Origin of the sequence: uncultured Amphritea sp., from assembly GCF_937127095.1 — a bacterium.
Lineage (GTDB): Bacteria > Pseudomonadota > Gammaproteobacteria > Pseudomonadales > Balneatricaceae > Amphritea.
On the sequence record NZ_CAKZLP010000022.1, the window covers coordinates 1 to 15,844 of the forward strand.

15 protein-coding genes and 1 other RNA gene are annotated in these 15,844 nt (G+C 52.8%); 4 read left to right on the forward strand and 12 right to left on the reverse strand.

The window, feature by feature from the left end:
• Window positions 1-266: 266 nt before the first annotated feature.
• Window positions 267-656: a hypothetical protein gene (locus tag Q0499_RS05565; RefSeq protein ID WP_299197062.1), complete on the reverse strand. Its 390-nt coding sequence runs from the start codon at window positions 654-656 to the stop codon at window positions 267-269.
• A 656-nt stretch (window positions 657-1,312) separates the two neighbouring features.
• Here Q0499_RS05565 and Q0499_RS05570 point away from each other — a divergent pair.
• Window positions 1,313-1,440, forward strand: a non-coding RNA gene (locus Q0499_RS05570) — RtT sRNA.
• Window positions 1,441-1,771: 331 nt separating this feature from the next.
• Here Q0499_RS05570 and greB read toward each other — a convergent pair.
• Window positions 1,772-2,284 (reverse strand): transcription elongation factor GreB, encoded by a 513-nt coding sequence (greB, locus tag Q0499_RS05575; RefSeq protein ID WP_299197064.1) that lies wholly within the window; start codon window positions 2,282-2,284, stop codon window positions 1,772-1,774.
• Window positions 2,285-2,495: 211 nt separating this feature from the next.
• Entirely contained in the window at window positions 2,496-3,479 is a 984-nt protein-coding gene (locus Q0499_RS05580; RefSeq protein ID WP_299197067.1) for a putative sulfate exporter family transporter, read from the reverse strand.
• A 154-nt stretch (window positions 3,480-3,633) separates the two neighbouring features.
• Here Q0499_RS05580 and Q0499_RS05585 point away from each other — a divergent pair, with 154 nt between their 5' ends.
• Both Q0499_RS05585 and Q0499_RS05590 read left to right on the forward strand, forming a co-directional pair.
• Window positions 3,634-4,503 carry a LysR family transcriptional regulator gene (locus Q0499_RS05585; protein ID WP_299197068.1) on the forward strand — a complete coding sequence of 290 codons (870 nt, stop codon included), beginning with the start codon at window positions 3,634-3,636 and terminating at the stop codon, window positions 4,501-4,503.
• Window positions 4,504-4,671: 168 nt separating this feature from the next.
• Window positions 4,672-5,106 carry a hypothetical protein gene (locus Q0499_RS05590; RefSeq protein ID WP_299197070.1) on the forward strand — a complete coding sequence of 145 codons (435 nt, stop codon included), beginning with the start codon at window positions 4,672-4,674 and terminating at the stop codon, window positions 5,104-5,106.
• A 96-nt stretch (window positions 5,107-5,202) separates the two neighbouring features.
• Here the strand turns inward: Q0499_RS05590 and Q0499_RS05595 are convergent, their stop codons facing one another.
• The 7 genes from Q0499_RS05595 to dapC all read right to left on the reverse strand — a co-directional run bounded on the left by Q0499_RS05595 (window position 5,203) and on the right by dapC (window position 10,629).
• Complete coding sequence (locus Q0499_RS05595; RefSeq protein WP_299197072.1) at window positions 5,203-5,589, reverse strand: hypothetical protein; 387 nt, start codon at window positions 5,587-5,589, stop codon at window positions 5,203-5,205.
• Window positions 5,590-5,600: 11 nt separating this feature from the next.
• On the reverse strand, window positions 5,601-5,915 hold the full coding sequence (locus Q0499_RS05600; protein ID WP_299197075.1) for a hypothetical protein: 315 nt from the start codon (window positions 5,913-5,915) through the stop codon (window positions 5,601-5,603).
• 3 nt (window positions 5,916-5,918) lie between these two features.
• Entirely contained in the window at window positions 5,919-6,755 is an 837-nt protein-coding gene (locus Q0499_RS05605) for a putative RNA methyltransferase (protein ID WP_299197077.1), read from the reverse strand.
• Window positions 6,756-6,760: 5 nt separating this feature from the next.
• Complete coding sequence (gene dapE / locus Q0499_RS05610; RefSeq protein WP_299197079.1) at window positions 6,761-7,900, reverse strand: succinyl-diaminopimelate desuccinylase; 1,140 nt, start codon at window positions 7,898-7,900, stop codon at window positions 6,761-6,763.
• A gap of 93 nt (window positions 7,901-7,993) precedes the next feature.
• A complete protein-coding gene (gene dapD / locus Q0499_RS05615) occupies window positions 7,994-9,025 on the reverse strand; it encodes a 2,3,4,5-tetrahydropyridine-2,6-dicarboxylate N-succinyltransferase (protein WP_299197081.1) in 1,032 nt (343 codons plus the stop codon).
• Window positions 9,026-9,055: 30 nt separating this feature from the next.
• A complete protein-coding gene (locus Q0499_RS05620) occupies window positions 9,056-9,400 on the reverse strand; it encodes an ArsC family reductase (RefSeq protein ID WP_299197083.1) in 345 nt (114 codons plus the stop codon).
• Window positions 9,401-9,411: 11 nt separating this feature from the next.
• Complete coding sequence (gene dapC / locus Q0499_RS05625) at window positions 9,412-10,629, reverse strand: succinyldiaminopimelate transaminase (RefSeq protein WP_299197085.1); 1,218 nt, start codon at window positions 10,627-10,629, stop codon at window positions 9,412-9,414.
• 181 nt (window positions 10,630-10,810) lie between these two features.
• On the opposite strand from dapC, the gene Q0499_RS05630 reads away from it, so the two are divergent.
• The gene (locus tag Q0499_RS05630) at window positions 10,811-11,164 is read left to right on the forward strand and encodes a PilZ domain-containing protein (protein ID WP_299197087.1); all 354 of its coding nucleotides are present in this window, start codon (window positions 10,811-10,813) and stop codon (window positions 11,162-11,164) included.
• A 60-nt stretch (window positions 11,165-11,224) separates the two neighbouring features.
• Here the strand turns inward: Q0499_RS05630 and Q0499_RS05635 are convergent, their stop codons facing one another.
• Window positions 11,225-14,371, reverse strand: a complete 3,147-nt coding sequence (locus tag Q0499_RS05635) for an efflux RND transporter permease subunit (protein ID WP_299197090.1) — start codon at window positions 14,369-14,371, stop codon at window positions 11,225-11,227.
• A 3-nt stretch (window positions 14,372-14,374) separates the two neighbouring features.
• Complete coding sequence (locus Q0499_RS05640; protein ID WP_299197092.1) at window positions 14,375-15,721, reverse strand: efflux RND transporter periplasmic adaptor subunit; 1,347 nt, start codon at window positions 15,719-15,721, stop codon at window positions 14,375-14,377.
• Window positions 15,722-15,844: the final 123 nt, after the last annotated feature.

The following is a 15,844-nucleotide window of genomic DNA, read 5'->3' on the forward strand; positions in this document are numbered from 1 at the left end:
GAGCTACCAGTATTTGTAACTGCATCTGTAGCAGCCGCTAAAGCTAAACATACAGGAGTTGCTGAACCGCAACTTGCGGCTGAATCATAGCTTGAACTCGAACTGCAACCGCTTAATCCGACAACCAAAGATAAATAAAAATATTTAGTAAATGACATATACGTATGTTCCAATAAATATAGCCTCATTAAGGGGAAAATAATGATTGGCTAAAATGTGAACGGAGTGAAAATAGCCAATTTTATTTTATCAGTTTGAAGGTCTTGTTAACCAGACTGTACGGGAATATTAAAGTTAAGGCTAAAAAAAACACCCATAAGTACAAATGCTATCGCAAAAGAAAATATTGCTATTAAACCTACAACTGAAACCAAATTTGAATTTATAGTACCACTAGCTTCAACTAAGCCAGCAAGTCCCTTCATAGGAAAAAGACTACAAAGTACGGTTAAAGCAAGGAGAAAAACAGCCCAAATCACGAGGCCATGGTGTGTGGGGGATTCAAATATCTTTTCCATAAATGACACAATTATTAAAATTGAAACTGTAGATAATATTGTGAGGTTCTTAAAGAACTCAAAAACTAATTTCTTTCCGCCTCTATAAGCAGTATCAAAAACTCTCTCTGGTCCAAAGTTGGGGCCAGTGGTATTCAAAGCACACAACTCCTTTGTCTGGTTAATAATAGTTATGAAGCCGGCTCGTTTTCACTCATCAGATCACTTGGAATGTCGGTTTTAACCATCTGATTGTCCTAACGATATCTGCGACCCTATTTATCGTCTTGCGTGAAAACGAGTCGGCTTCTTTTACTGATCGGACCGGCTTCATATCTCGAAGTCGGACCACCTAAAAAGTTAAATTTACTCAGTGACTTAGCCAAAACCTGCCGGGATGAAGGAGCCTGTCATCCGTAATAAAGGTGCCAAATTTTCATAGCACGCCTGGATATACTGTATGCCCACCCAAAAACCTGAGCGGAGCAGCCGGCCAATCAGTTGGCAGCATGACCTGCTGGTACAAGGCTCTTCCGCCCCGTTAAGCGCAGCGCTGAGTTGCCGGAAGTGAAAGGGCAGCTGAGACAGGATGGCAGGGGGCCGCCCAGGTGCAGGCGAATACGTGCCGGGAGCGCGTATGAACCGATGTCCTGAGAACGACCAGAGGCGAAGGAGAAGCGACAAAATCGCCTGGAGCGATTTTGAACATCGAAGCCTTGGCGACGATGGCCCGAAGGGCGCAGTAATCCTATACGACCCACCACTTCTACTAAATAGCCACCGCAGGGTGGTTTTTTTACGTCTGTAGAAAAGTAACACAATTTCAAACGTATAGGATGAGAACCTATAGGTTCGAGTCGAGCGTAGCGAGACAACGCCGGAGCCCGCGACGGCGGCCCGCAGGGCAAGCGCGTAGCGCGCAGTAATCCTATACGACCCACCACTTCTAAATTAAGCCGCTATTCTTTTTTAGAGATTAGGCGGTTTTTTTCGTCTGTAGAAAAGTAATACAATGTTAAACGTATATGATGAGAACTTGTTCTTAAGAAATAAGGCTCGAGCCGAGCGGAGCGAGACAGCGCCTGGCAGGGCAAGCGCGCACTCTTAAGTCTTTTTCTAGCAACTTCAGGCGCAAAGCGCCGTTCTAGCAAGCGACGCAGTCGCGTCTAGCCTCTCTCGCGTTTTATGCGAGGACCGCAGTCGCGTCTAGCTACTCTCGCGTTTTATGCGAGGACCGCCGTCGCGTCTAGCCACTCTCGCGTTTTATGCGACCTCTAAGCTTTCTCTTCCCGATACTCTATTGCGGTAATCTCATACCAGGTTTCGTTGCCATCGGGGCGGAGTATGTAAAATTCATCGCCCAGGTGTTTTTTCAGCAGTTGGCGGGCCATGGGTGAATCCATGCTGATATAGCCTGCAATATCACCAATCTCGTCAGGGCCGACGATGCGGTAGCACGCTTCTTTATCGTTCTCGTCCAGTACGGTCACCCAGGCACCGAAAAAAACCGTGTTGTGGTCGTCAGGCAGGCGGTCAACAACGGTTAATACATCCAGCCGTTTAGAGAGATAGCGGACCCTGCGGTCGATCTCCCGAAGCTGTTTCTTGCCGTAGATGTACTCGGCATTCTCCGAGCGATCCCCCTGAGCGGCGGCTTCTTTAACCGATTGAGTAATGGCTGGACGTTTCACTTTCCATAGATATTTCAATTCATCATCCAGGCGTTTCGCACCTGCTGCAGTGATATAGCGCGATTGCGGCTCGCCCGGTGGTCGATAGCGTCCCATCTTTGATTATTAACTCTCAGACATTATTGAAAAAGGCGGTTGAACCGACAGATAGACAATTCTACTTTAATCCGTATCGGAGAGCTCGTGAATAGAACGTTCGGGAGCAAAGAGCTCAGGAGCAAAGCGCTTGGGCGCTTATTCAGTCATTGGACGTAAAAAGCTATCGCCCCGGAACGGTTTCTCATCTGTGGGCTTTTGTTCCGATCGTTTAAACCATAATCAGCCCCTTGTTCAGCAGATAGCCGCCGAAGATCAGCATCAGAAACAGTATTAATGCCAGTAACAGCGGTTTAGGTCCGGCTTGTTTAATGGTTACCCAGCGGGTTTGTAAGCCCAGAGCCGCCATTGCCAGCGCCAGACAGAACTGGCTGGTCAGTTTGATCAGATTGAGCAGCGGCTCGGGAATCGCGACCAGGCTGTTGACGGCGGTCGCGGCGATAAAGCCGAATACAAACCAGGGGATGATGATTGCGCCGCTACTGGCCTGATCATCAGCGCGACTCAGGCGAGAACTGAGCAGCAGGATGAAGGGCGCCAGCATCATCACCCGAATCAGTTTGACCACCACTGCTGTTTGTAGTGTGTCCGCACTGATCGATTCTCCTGCCGCTACCGCCTGCGCCACCTCATGTACGGTGCTGCCGATATAGATGCCAAACGCCTGCTCGCTCATGTCAGCAAACTGATAGATCAGTGGATAACTGAACATCGCCAGGGTGCCGAACAGGACAACGGTGGCTACCGCAACGGTGACATGTTGCTGTTTAGGCTTGAGCACCGATTCTGTCGCCAGCACGGCTGCCGCGCCGCAGATGGCGCTACCGACAGAGGTGAGAATGGCAACATCGCGGTGCAGTTTGAAAAACTTAATGCCGATCCAGGTGCCTGCGGTGAAAATGGTGAAAATGGTAATGGCATCCAGCAGTAGTGCTTGCCATCCGACTGCGAATATTTGCTCCAGGCTCAGACTAAAACCAAACAGAATGATGCCGGTGCGCAGAAGTCGCTGTTGGCAAAAGAGGGTGAAGCGGGTATCGCCTGAGGTGAGTGTGCGCTGATCGAAATGTCCCCAGATCATCCCCAGCAGAATGGCCAGGGGCAGGGCGCTGAGTCCTGCTCTGGCAATCGATTCCAGGCTGGCGAGGCCTAGGGCCAGTGCAGCGATAACGGGGAGCAGGACAGATCGTGGCATGGTTGAGGCTCTACTTATGTTCACAGCAGCCCAGGCTTTAAAAGACCGGAACAGGTGGATCGGTTCGCTTATCGATGAGTGGGCTTATCTTCCAATCTTTCATGCATTAAGTAAAATGGATGTTTTTAACATTAGGTATAAGTAAAACCGAACAATGAATCTATCTCTGAGACAGCTGAGGATATTTGAAGCAACCGCCCGCCTTGGCAGGCTGACCGCAGCGGCCGATGAGCAGGCGCTGAGTCAGTCGGCGGCCAGTCAGGCGCTTAAGGAGCTCGAATCGGCACTGGGTTACCGGCTGTTTAGCCGTAACAGCCGGGAGTTGGTGATAACCGATACTGGCCGGGATATTCTGCCGCGGGTGCGCGATATTCTAATCAATGTCGACAGCCTTAAAACACCTTATAGCAGTGGTATCAGTGGCCCGTTCCGGGTGGCTGCCAGTGTCACCATCGCCAGTTATCTGTTTCCCTGGATGATGGCGGAGTTTGTTGAACGTTATCCCCAGGTTGAACCGGACCTGCAGATCGCTAACACCCGGGGGGTCATTGAGCGGCTGGAGAAAGGTCAGGCGCATATTGGTCTGATCGAAGGCCCTGCGTCGCACTCGCAACTGCAGATTGTCCCCTGGCGAGATGATCAGCTGCAGGTGTTTTGCAGCCACAGCCACCCTCTGGCTCAGAGTGGCAGAGTCGATGTTGAACAGATGGCACAGCAGCGCTGGATTCTTCGTGAACAGGGCTCTGGCACCCGCGAAGTATTTGACCGGGCGATTCAGAAAGTGGGTGGCCGCGTTGGTGCGGTGATGGCACTCAACCGTCAGGAGGCGATTAAGCAATCGGTTAAAGCTGGGCTGGGAATTGGCTGTCTGTCGCAGTTATCGATTGCTGAGGAGTTACGCAGGGGGGAGCTGGTGGTGCTGCAGACGCCATTAGAACTGTCCCGACAGTTGTCGGTGGTCGTGCAGCCTGAGGCTAATTCAAGTCAGTTGGTGCAGGCGTTTATCGACTTTTTAAAAATGTAAGTCTGCAACAGTAAAGCTGTGTAAATATGGGCAATCACTCTGGTTCAGGGGCCAGGGTACTTTGATGTGCCGCCGGGCGAACAATAAGTCACAGAAAGTATTCAAGAAATGTCTCATTAGGCCGAATGATAACTGACACTATATTAATTCTGGTTTTGTGGTTATCTGATGCAGATAGAACGGCTTGAACAGTTAGAACAGCGGATCGAGACTTACACCTCGTCGTTGGCCCATGCGGTCAATGAGGGGCGTGGAGCGCAGTTCTCTATGTTGTTAAGCCTGATCAATACCACAGAGTATCAGGCGCAGAAAAGCAGAACCACGACCGGTGGATTTAGTCTGCCAGAGCCTCAGTCTCTGGAATATCCCGATGCGGATTCGCTGTATACGGATGAGGTGGTCGGTCGTCTCAACAGTGCCATTAATAAAAGCAATGTGGGTGATTTTGCTTATTTGCTGAGTCATCTGTCGGTGCAGGAAAATACACCGGTTAAAAGCGTCTCTGCCGCCGACGATTTTGCCCGTATTGGTCTGGCCTCTGCAGGCCGGTTGATGCTGAGTGAGATTGATCATTCAGGTCAGCAGTTTAGCGCCCGGGCATAATCCTGCTGAGTAATTGCGTTAACGTATTCGTTAAAGCTAAGCGCTTGAACGTTAAGTGTTTGAAAGTTAAGTGCCTGAAAGCGCGTACCTGACGCGCTACGTCTTCCAGTGAATCTTTTCCACCGTCTCCTGCTCGATCCGCCACCACTCATCGGGGTCATCTCCTGAAGTCCAGCCACTGGCGATACAGCGTATTTCGGTGTCCAGCTCACGGGCTGCTTGCTGAGCGCAATCAAGATCTTTGATCCAGGGTGTTTGATCGGAGTTAAACCAGATGCTGGTCCAGGCTTTGCCCGACACCTTCTCATGGATCATCACCGGGATCTCGCAGCCATTAATGACCGCCACAAAATGATGCACCTGACCCTGCTCAAAATCCCGTTTAAGCGACTGACAGAGGCTCTCCAGCCAGCGGCTAATCCGGTCCAGTGAGCGGTCTTTAATGTAGATTTCAATATCGGGATGACGTTGCTCTTCGGTCATGGCAGTGCTCTTTAGTCATGGCGTTGGTCGGAATTATTAGCAGGTGTTATATCGGTTAACAGGAACCGGAAAATCCGCAGGATGCTGAGGCAAATATAGCCGAATGCCGCTACGATTGCGCCGCAAATTGCAATAATAAGGCCGATCAGAGCGATAATCTCTCGCGCAAGGCTTTCCTGCAGTAGAAATTGCGCCACGACAAGGATAACAAAGCCGAGCATGAAGATGCCGATGCCGATTAGCAGAATCGTCAGATTCTGCTTTACGTTGTCAGCGCGGCGGATAAGACGTAAGCGCAGACGTTGTCTGGCACTGCGATTAAGCATGTTTCAGCGTCGCTTGAAACGGGCCAGACAGACATCGAGGGTCAGCTCTAGCTGATTCAACTCTGCCAGGCGTTCACGGGTGGCCTGATTGATCCGCCAGCCGTGGGGTGTCATTGCCAGTAGCTGACTGATCTGTGTCTGGTCGGGGAGGGTAAAACGGTATCTCACCGGTTCTGTGGCTATGTGCTCAAATTGTTCGCCCAGGACTGTCGCCGGGTTGAAGCCGGAGTGACGCACCTCTGCGTAGATCAGTTCGCGCAGTTCAATCAGATGGTCTTCGCCTGGGTAGGCGATCAGCAGCTCTGCGCCTGGTTTCAGGGTGCGGCAGAACTCGTCTGACATCAGTCGGCTGAACAGCACTGTGATCAGATCCAGTGAGGCGTCTGCGACCGGCATACGTGCGCCGGACGCCACCATCCAGGTGATGGTTTTACTCTGACTGCAGGCGGATTTTACCGCATGCTTGGAGATATCCAGTCCGGCCAGCTGATAATCAGTGGCGCTCTTTTCCAGCTGTTGCTGCATACGGCAGGTGTAATAACCTTCGCCACAACCCATATCGAGGATGCGCGGTGATGGATGCTCAGCTGCCCGCTCTGCCAGCCGGGTGGCGATGCTGTCAGCCAGTGGCTGATAATGCCCGAGGGCGAGAAAGTTGCGTCGTGCCAGCACCATCTCAGCATTGTCGCCGGGGTCTTTCGAGCGCTTCTGATTGGCCAGCAGCAGATTCCAGTAACCCTGCTTTGCCGCATCGAAACTATGGCGTTCCGGGCATTCCAGATGTTTGCTATCACCTTGCAGGGGCTGCAGGCAGACCGGGCAGTTCAGTGCAAAAGTCATCCCGGTTACCGTACCAGCAATCTGGCCATAATGTTTTCATAGAGAGAGGAGAGAGTGTCCAGATCATCGGCCTTAACCCGCTCATTCACTTTATGGATGGTGGCGTTAATCGGCCCCAGCTCGACCACCTGTGCGCCGGTCGGTGCGATAAAACGGCCATCGGAAGTACCGCCGGAGGTGGATAGCTCGGTATCCAGACCGGTGATCGACTTAATTGAATCAACGCAGGCATCCACCAGATCACCGCGGTCGGTAATAAAGGGGTTGCCGCTGAGGGTCCAGTTGATGTCAAAGTTCAGACCGTAACGGTTAAGGATAGCGTAGGTTCGCTCTTTGATCTCATCGGCAGTAACCTCGGTGGAGAAGCGCAGGTTAAACTGCACATCGATATGTCCCGGTACCACGTTGGTCGCCCCGGTACCGGCGTGAATATTTGAGATCTGCAGGCTGGTAGGCGGGAAGAATTCATTACCCTCATCCCAGAGTTCAGACGCCAGATCGTTGAGTGCCGGCGCTGCCATATGAATCGGGTTTTCGACCAGGTGGGGATAGGCGACATGGCCCTGAACACCGCGAATGGTGAGGTCGCCGCTGATTGAGCCCCGGCGGCCGTTTTTGATGACATCGCCGACCTTAACCGTGCTGGACGGTTCGCCAACAATACACCAGGTAATCTTTTCGTTGCGGGCTTCGAGGTGGTCAATTACCCGGGTGGTGCCATTGACGAACGGCCCCTCCTCGTCACTGGTGATCAGCAAGGCGATCGAGCCATCATGGTCGGGATGGTGCTCAATAAAGCGCTCAAGGGCGGTGATAAAGGCTGCCAGGCTGCCTTTCATGTCAGCAGCGCCACGGCCGCAGAGAAAACCATCCTCAATCACCGGCTCAAAGGGCGGGTGGTCCCAGTTAGCTTCCGGCCCGGTAGGCACCACATCGGTATGCCCGGCAAAACAGAACAGCGGGCCTTGGGTTCCCCGGCGCGCCCAGAAGTTGCTGACCTCTTCAAATTGCAGGCGCTCAATGTGAAATCCTAACGCTTCCAGACGTTCGATCATCAGCTCCTGACAGCCATCATCTTCCGGGGTTACCGAGCGACAGGAGATCATCTGTTTGGCCAGTTCGAGAGTGGCAGAGAGTTGGGACATTGGCTTTACCTTAGCGCCGGGTGGCAATTGGAGAGGAGGATAATGGGGTGCTGTAATTAGCAGCACCCCTGGATTGAACCAGTAACGGCAGGCTTAGTTGTGTGCGTGCAGTTCTGCGTTAAGCTCAATCGCTGACTTGTTGGTCTTCACTTCAACGCGACCGGTTTGCGAGTTGCGGCGGAACAACAGGTCAGGTTTACCCGCCAGTTCAGCGGCTTTCACCGTGCTGACTTCGTTGTTCTGGTCATCCAGTACAGTGACTTTAGAGCTGGCAGTAATGTACAGACCCGCTTCAATGGTGCAACGGTCGCCCAGTGGCAGACCCAGACCCGCATTGGCACCCAGCAGGCAGTTTTCGCCCACCGAGATAACGACGTTGTTGCCACCGGACAGGGTTCCCATAGTCGAACAACCACCACCCAGGTCAGAACCGTTACCAACCACAACACCCGCAGAGATACGACCTTCTACCATGCTTACGCCCAGTGTGCCGGCGTTAAAGTTGATAAAGCCTTCATGCATCACAGTGGTGCCTTCGCCAACATGTGCGCCCAGGCGGACACGGGAAGTCGCTGCGATACGGGTGCCGGCAGGAACAACATAGTTCGCCATTTTCGGGAATTTATCCACCGAATGTACATCGATGATACGGCCCTGCGCGCGGGCGGCCAGCTGACGCTTTGGCAGATCAGCCAGGGAGATCGCGCCTTCATTGGTCCAGGCGACGTTGGGCAGCTTGCCGAACATGCCGTTCAGGTTCAGACCGTGTGGCTTAGCCAGACGGTGCGACAGCAGGGTCAGCTTCAGGTAAACCTCTGCGGTTGAGACCGGGTCGCTATCGGTTTCCAGAATGGTCAGAATCATCGGCTGATGAGTACCTTTGCAGATCTCAACGATCTCGGCCTGATCTTCTGCATCAATCGCCAGAAATGCAGCTTCCAGCTCGCTCAGCTGTTCCGCTGTCAGCTCAATCGCCTGGTTGCCACCGGTATAGCCGGCTTTATCAGTAGCGGCTTGGATCAGTGCCTCGGAAGGGTTGAGCAGGGGGCTGTTAAAATAAACTTCCAGTAACTCACCGTCAGAAGACTTAGTGCCGATACCCAGACCGAATGCAAATGTACTCATTGTTTGTAACTCCATAGAACTGGTTAAAATTTATGTGAACAGAGCGCTGTAGTCGCTCTCTTTGAAACCCACCTGAACGTGGTTGTCATGGCTCAGTACCGGACGCTTAATCAGCGTGGGTGTTGCCAGCATCTCGCGCACCGCAGAGGTTTCATCAATACTATTCTTTATCTCATCATCCAGAGCGCGCCAGCTGGTGCTGCGCTTATTTAACAGCGCTTCCCAGCCCAGTGCCGCGATCCATTCACGTAGTTGTGCTTCGCTCAGTCCGTCTTTGCGGAAATCATGAAAGCTGAACTCGACGTTGTTGGTCGTTAGCCAGCGTTGCGCTTTTTTCACCGTATCGCAGTTTGAAATACCATATAGCGTTGTCATTCTCTGCTCCTTCAGGCGTTCAGTGACTCAACGTAGCGGCGAATTCGCTGCGCGCCTTCGACGCACTCTTCCAGTGTCGCCACCAACGCCATGCGCACAAAGCCTGCGCCCGGCAGATCGCCATTCTGGTCTTCCCTGGACACGTAACTGCCCGGCAGAACGGTCAGGTTTTGTTGTGCAAACAGCCCCTGAGTGAACTGCTCATCAGGAATCGGCGTGGCGGCCCAGAGATAGAAACCGGCATCGGGCATCCTGACATCCATCACCGGCTCAAGAATATCGAGCACTGCGGCAAATTTTTCCCGATATTTATCGCGGTTATCCAGTACATGGGCCTCATCGTTCCAGGCTGCGATACTCGCCAGCTGAACCGGAATTGACATTGCGCTGCCATGATAGGTGCGATAGCTGGTGAACGGACCAATAAGAGCGGCATCACCGGCAACAAACCCTGATCTCAGACCCGGCAGGTTAGAGCGTTTTGACAGACTGTGAAAGACGATACAGTTTTTATAGTCATGACGGCCCAGTTGCGCACAGACTTCCAGCAGGCCTACTGGTGGTTTCGCTTCATCAAAGTAGATCTCTGAGTAGCACTCATCGGAGGCGATAATAAAGTCATACTGGTCGGACAACGCGATCAGTTTAGTCAGCGTTTCGGCGTCTGTAACTGCCCCGGTGGGGTTACTTGGCGAGCAGAGGAACAGCAGCTGGCAACGTTGCCAGACGGCCTCAGGCACCGCATCAAAGTCGGGTACGAAGTTGTTATCGGCGATACAGCTCAGATAATAGGGTTCTGCACCGGACAGATAGGCTGCGCCCTCATAGATCTGATAAAACGGGTTGGGCGATAACAGCAGCGGTGTAGCCTCGGTGGCTGGTGCTCTGTTGATAGCGCACTGGGTAAACGCAAAGATCGCTTCCCGGGTACCCAGCACTGGTAGTACGTTATCGGCTCCGGTGAGGCTGCCTGGCTGTAACTTGAAACGACGGGTCGCCCAGTCAGCGATGGTCTGACGCAGCTCAAGGGTACCGGCGGTGGTTGGATAGTTAGCCAGTTTGTCCAGATTCTGACTCAGTTCATCGATCACAAAAGCGGGAGACGGGTGCTTTGGTTCACCGATAGATAGCGCGATATGTTCAAGCTCGGTTGGTGGGGTTACCCCGGCTTTCAGCTTAGCCAGTTTTTCAAATGGGTATGGCTGAAGCTTCTGCAGATCTGAGTTCATTGAAATGCCTTGTAATTGCCGCTGACAAAAGAGCGGAAATTATACCGGATGGAAGCCTGCAGGCCAATGAAAGCAACAATCTATTGAAGTTTATCTGCATTGGCCGATCACATAAGTGACATACAGCGATTAAAGACATAATCTATGTGGGTAACCGAGCAGTAGCGGGGAGTTGGTAAGCGTGCTTACAGATAGTCGATTGCACCCTAGGGTAGAAACAGATTTCGAGGTTCAGGTTGGCATTCCGGGTGATAATACCGGTGCCCGTATTATCAATCTCAGCGTTGAGGGTCTGGCTATTCGCGGAAGTCAGGCGCTGGAACAGGTGTTAAAAACCGATAATGTCAGCGCTAAAGGTGTGAGTGAGCATGTGGTCAGCTTTAGCATGCCTGAGGGGGAGCTGACCGAGGTGTGTCGTTTAGTCCATGTTCGCCGGTTGTCGCAGAGCCGCTTCGAATTTGGCTTGAAGTTTGTCGAGCTTAATCCTCAGGATATGCAGATCATCGCAAACTATGTTAACAGCCATGTTGTCTGATCGGGCAGCCTTTAAGTACTATTAATAAGCCCTGCCCGATGTTAACCACTATGCTCCTTTCTATGGCTGCAGCGTTGCGCTTTCCCGGCTGAAAGCCGATTTGAACATCGCTTTGCCATTTTCCAGCATCACCAGTAATGCTGGCACAACCAGCAAGATCAGCAGGGTGCCGAACGCCAGACCAAATACCAGTGAGGTGGCCATTGGAATCAGGAACTGCGCCTGTAGCGAGGTCTCAAACAGTATTGGCGTCAGACCGGCGATGGTGGTCAGTGAGGTGAGTAACACCGCTCTGAGACGCTGGCAGGCGGCTTCCACAATCGCCTTATGCACCCCCATCCCTTCTTTACGCAGCTTCTGATAGAAGGTGATCAGTACGATGGAGTCATTGATGACAATGCCCGACAGGCCAAAGCAGCCAAACAGCGAGAGTATGGTCAGATTCTGCCCCGTCAGCAGGTGTCCGGCAATCGCACCGGTCAGCCCCAGAGGGATCGCCAGCATCACCGCTAGCGGCCAGCTGTAGGATGAGAACACCCAGCTGAGAATAATAAAGATCAGCAACAGGGCAATTAACAGTCCCATCTTCATGTCCGCGAGGGTTTCCCGCTGGTTTTTGTTACGACCTTCAAAGCTCGCCTGAACACCGAACTCTGAGGTGATCTGTTGCAGTTTGCCTGCGCTCAGGTCGGCGATTATCTCGTTGGCGTTGGCGACCGCTTCATCAAGATCGGTGGTGATCTTAATCGCCAGCTGCCCATCAACCCGTTGTAAGCGGTCCAGACCCTGTTTGTCAGAGAACTGCACCACATTCGCCAGAGGCGCACTGCCGCCATTGGGTAGCAGAATCGGCAGATTCTCCAGAGCGCTGAAACGATCCCGTTCACTGTCCGGTAGCACGACTCTGACTTCAACCTCATCTTCACCTTTGTTGAAGATCTGCACCCGCTGACCATCAAAGGAGGATCTTAGCTGCCGGCCAACCGAGTTCAGGGTCAGCCCGGCAGTTTTGCCAGCGGGTGTCAGCTCGTAGATCAGCTGTGATTTACCGTAGGGCAGGTCATCATCGACGTTACTGACCCCGTTATACTGGCTGAGCACATCCTGCACCGCCAGCGAGGCTCGTTTGAGCTGCTCGACATCAGAGCCGACCAGCTTCACTTCGAGTGATTTGCCAGGAGGGCCGGAGCGATTCAGATCGATGGTGAACTTTTCAATTCCTGCAGGCAAGATGATCTTACTGCGCCACTTTTTAATGATCTCGCTATTGGTAATGGTGCGACTGTCGATAGAGGTGAACTGCACATACAGGGCGCCAAACTCATCGCCCTGACTGGAACCTTCACTGGTACGGCTGCTATTGGTTTTACGGTGGATCTGCAAGGCCATTTTAATCAGATTGCCGCCCAGTTCCTCCTCTGTTTGGCGCAACGTCTGATCCAGGTGTTGCAGGAAATTATCTACCTGCTCAGGACTACTGCCCGAGGTGAACTGGATGTTAGCATTCAGGGTTTCCATCTCCACGGCGGGGAAGAAAGTAAATTTTATCTGCCCACTGCTCACCAGACCGATGGCAATAATAAATGCAGCGAAGGCGATAGTGACGGTTACCCAGCGAAACTGTATAGCGTTTTCTACCCAGCTTCTAAACGGCCCGTTCTTGAAATTGTTGAACAGGCTGTCGAGTTTAATCCGGGTTTTTGACGGGTGCAGGTCGGCGGCTTTATGCAGACTGTGATGCAGGTGGCCGGGGAGAATCAGAAAACACTCCACCACCGACGCCATAATGACGCAGATCACCACGGTGGGGATGTCGATCAGAATATTGCCGATAATGCCGCCTATCAGCAGCAACGGCAAAAACGCCGCAATGGTGGTGAGGGAGGAGGCCATCACCGGTGCCAGCATCCGGTGAGCACCGCCGATGGCCGCTTTCAACCCGGGCTCGCCCATCTGCAGGTGGGTGAGGGTGTCCTCACCGACGACGATGGCATCATCGACAATAATACCCAGGGCCATAATCATGCCGAACAGGCTGATCATATTGATACTGCCGCCGATGCCATACAACACCGCCAGTGTGGCCATAAAGGACACGGGAATCCCCACCGTCACCCAGAAGGCGACCCGGGCGTTGAGGAACAAAAAGAGCGTGGCGATCACCAGAACCAGTCCGCCTACGCCGTTCTTAATGAGCAGATTAATCCGCTCCTGAATCGCTTCATAACCCTCATCAAAGGCGATCAGCTGAATATCAGGTGGCAGAGTGGGTTGCCGTTCGCTAAGCCAGTCACGCATTATTTTCGCGGCTTTGAGGGTGTCTTCGTTCTCCGTGCGGCGCAGCAGCAACTGGATCGCCGGTTGTCCCCGATAGGAGATATAGGTTTGGTTGTCCTGATTACGCCAGTCAATGGTGGCGACATCGCCCAGTCGCAGTAGGCGGCCATCTTCGGCGGTAATCAATGGCAACTGACTAAAGCCCTCGACATCACGCTGCTGACTGAGGCTGCGAATCTGCCGTGAGCCATCCCCCTGGGCGGCGGTACCTGCTGGCAGGTCAACGCTGCGCTGATTGATAATCTGGGCGACGTCACTGAGACTCAGACCCAGCTCATGCAGGCGGCTGGAGGGGATCTGAATAGCGATCTCCTCCTCCGGCATGCCGACAAAGTCGATTTTACGAATACCCCGCTGCAGCAGCTCACGTTCATACTGGCGTGCCAGAATCCGTAGTTCCTGTGCGGTGGCTTTGTCGCTGGTAATGAGTATTCTGGCGATATCATCGTAGCGTATCACCCGTTGTACAATCGGCTTTTCGGCATCCGCAGGCAGGTTGGTGATGCCATCGACTTTCTGTTTTACTTCGTCGAGGATATACGCAACATCACTGTTTTCTTCCAGTTCCAGACGGATCGAAGCAGACCCCTGAGTCGCCGTTGAGTAGAGTGCGTCGATGCCGTTGACGGATTTCAGTTCCCGCTCAATGGGTAGGATGATCGAGCTTTCGACATCTTCCGCTGCCGCGCCGCTCCAGGGTACTGCGATGGTGATAATATCCAGTTCAAAGGTGGGAAAAAATTGGGTGTTAAGTTTTTTCAACCCCCAGATTCCCGCCAGTATCATCAGCATCATCAGCAGGTTGGCGGCCACCCGGTGCTCTGTAAACAGGGTGATCAGGTTTTTCAGCGGCCCTTGAGTGGTCGGCATAACTTACTCCGCCTCGGCCGTTGCTGAGGCAGACTTCGCGTCAGCGCTTGCGGCCCTCTTCGCTACAGCCTGTTTGTCAGTCTGGCTGCCGGCAACTTCAACCAGCAGACCGGTCATTGCATTCGGCAACTGGGTTGCCAGTATCTGCTCGCCGGGCTGGATGGCCGTGCTGCGCACCAGTACTTTCGATTCGCCCTCACTGTTACGTAAATCGCCAATCCGCTCGATGGTACCACCCTGTAGCCGGTTATCTTTTACGGTGTAGATCCGGTCAGTGCCAAAGATCGCCTGTGGCGGCAGCGCCAGCAGATTGTTCTGTTCCGGCATGGTCAGATCCAGTGACAGCGAGCGACCCGGTTCGCCGCGATAGTTATCGGATTTGATGCGAAATAGTGCGTCGACCCCGGCACTGCCGTTAGCGACTGCGGCAGCGAAGCGTTCAAGGGTCAGCTCAAGTGGCTGACCATCCAGTGTTGCTGTGGCGATGATGGTTTCGCCGCGCTTCAGTTGCTGCTGAAGTTGGGGCAGATAGCGGCTGGGAACCTGTGAGCGTACCTCAAGGGTGCTGGTGTCATAGACCGTGAGCAGTGCATCACCACTACGTACCCGTTCACCTGCGGCGACACTGACGGCCGCGATACGGCCAGCAAAGGGCGCGGTTATCTGGCTGCGCTCCAGATCGAGCGCGGCACTATCACGCATCGCAGTGGCTTGTTTCAGCTGCGCCTGCAGCTGTGCCAGCTGGTTAGGGTGGTCATCGATCGCTCGCTGACGACTGTTGAGGGATAGTGCCTGCAGCTGTTTGGTCTTGCGGGCGTCATCCAGTTGATTCTGGCTGGCCAGTTTGCGGCTGCTAAGGTCCTGGTAACGTTGCAATGTCAGTTGGGTGATGCCGACCAGTTCCTGCTCTATTTTTAAGGCTTTAATGTTGGCCTGATAATTGACTTTCTCTGCCGCAATCAGCGCCTCAATTCTGTCAACGTCCGCCTGTTTCTGGGCCAGGAGCAATGATGCATCGCGGTTATCCAGTTGCACCAGCAGCTGTCCGGCATTGACGTTGTCGCCCTCGGAAATCAGACGTTTTTCAACAAAGGCGTTGATCGATGATGACAGTGTACTGCTGGAGGGTGACTCGATCTGGCCATAGAGGGACAGCTGCGGGGAATAACTGGCCGGTTCTGCTGTAATCACCTTAACGGTCCAGACTTTCTCTTTTGCTGGACGAGAGGGTGCAGTCGGTTTGGTTATTTGTAGTAATACAAAGACTGCTACAGCGCCCAGCAAAATGAGTATGGATAACAGCCATTGCTTATTATTTTGATAAAAAGAGTTTGCTCGCTGTTCAGCCATTACCTGTCCGTCAGTCGCTGTAGTGAATAGATTAGCAAATCATAATACATCTATTCAGGCGCGTAAGTAGATTTGTTCTGCACTTTACAATTCTTTACCAGATGTTAGCTTTACGTATCGGTT

What these genes read in the sequence shown, in the direction of transcription:
- greB (WP_299197064.1), bottom strand. Translation starts at nt 2,284, where the DNA reads ATGGGACGCTATCGACCACCGGGCGAGCCGCAATCGCGCTATATCACT.
- Q0499_RS05580 (WP_299197067.1), bottom strand. Translation starts at nt 3,479, where the DNA reads ATGCCACGATCTGTCCTGCTCCCCGTTATCGCTGCACTGGCCCTAGGC.
- Q0499_RS05585 (WP_299197068.1), top strand. Translation starts at nt 3,634, where the DNA reads ATGAATCTATCTCTGAGACAGCTGAGGATATTTGAAGCAACCGCCCGC.
- Q0499_RS05590 (WP_299197070.1), top strand. Translation starts at nt 4,672, where the DNA reads ATGCAGATAGAACGGCTTGAACAGTTAGAACAGCGGATCGAGACTTAC.
- Q0499_RS05595 (WP_299197072.1), bottom strand. Translation starts at nt 5,589, where the DNA reads ATGACCGAAGAGCAACGTCATCCCGATATTGAAATCTACATTAAAGAC.
- Q0499_RS05600 (WP_299197075.1), bottom strand. Translation starts at nt 5,915, where the DNA reads ATGCTTAATCGCAGTGCCAGACAACGTCTGCGCTTACGTCTTATCCGC.
- Q0499_RS05605 (WP_299197077.1), bottom strand. Translation starts at nt 6,755, where the DNA reads ATGACTTTTGCACTGAACTGCCCGGTCTGCCTGCAGCCCCTGCAAGGT.
- dapE (WP_299197079.1), bottom strand. Translation starts at nt 7,900, where the DNA reads ATGTCCCAACTCTCTGCCACTCTCGAACTGGCCAAACAGATGATCTCC.
- dapD (WP_299197081.1), bottom strand. Translation starts at nt 9,025, where the DNA reads ATGAGTACATTTGCATTCGGTCTGGGTATCGGCACTAAGTCTTCTGAC.
- Q0499_RS05620 (WP_299197083.1), bottom strand. Translation starts at nt 9,400, where the DNA reads ATGACAACGCTATATGGTATTTCAAACTGCGATACGGTGAAAAAAGCG.
- dapC (WP_299197085.1), bottom strand. Translation starts at nt 10,629, where the DNA reads ATGAACTCAGATCTGCAGAAGCTTCAGCCATACCCATTTGAAAAACTG.
- Q0499_RS05635 (WP_299197090.1), bottom strand. Translation starts at nt 14,371, where the DNA reads ATGCCGACCACTCAAGGGCCGCTGAAAAACCTGATCACCCTGTTTACA.
- Q0499_RS05640 (WP_299197092.1), bottom strand. Translation starts at nt 15,721, where the DNA reads ATGGCTGAACAGCGAGCAAACTCTTTTTATCAAAATAATAAGCAATGG.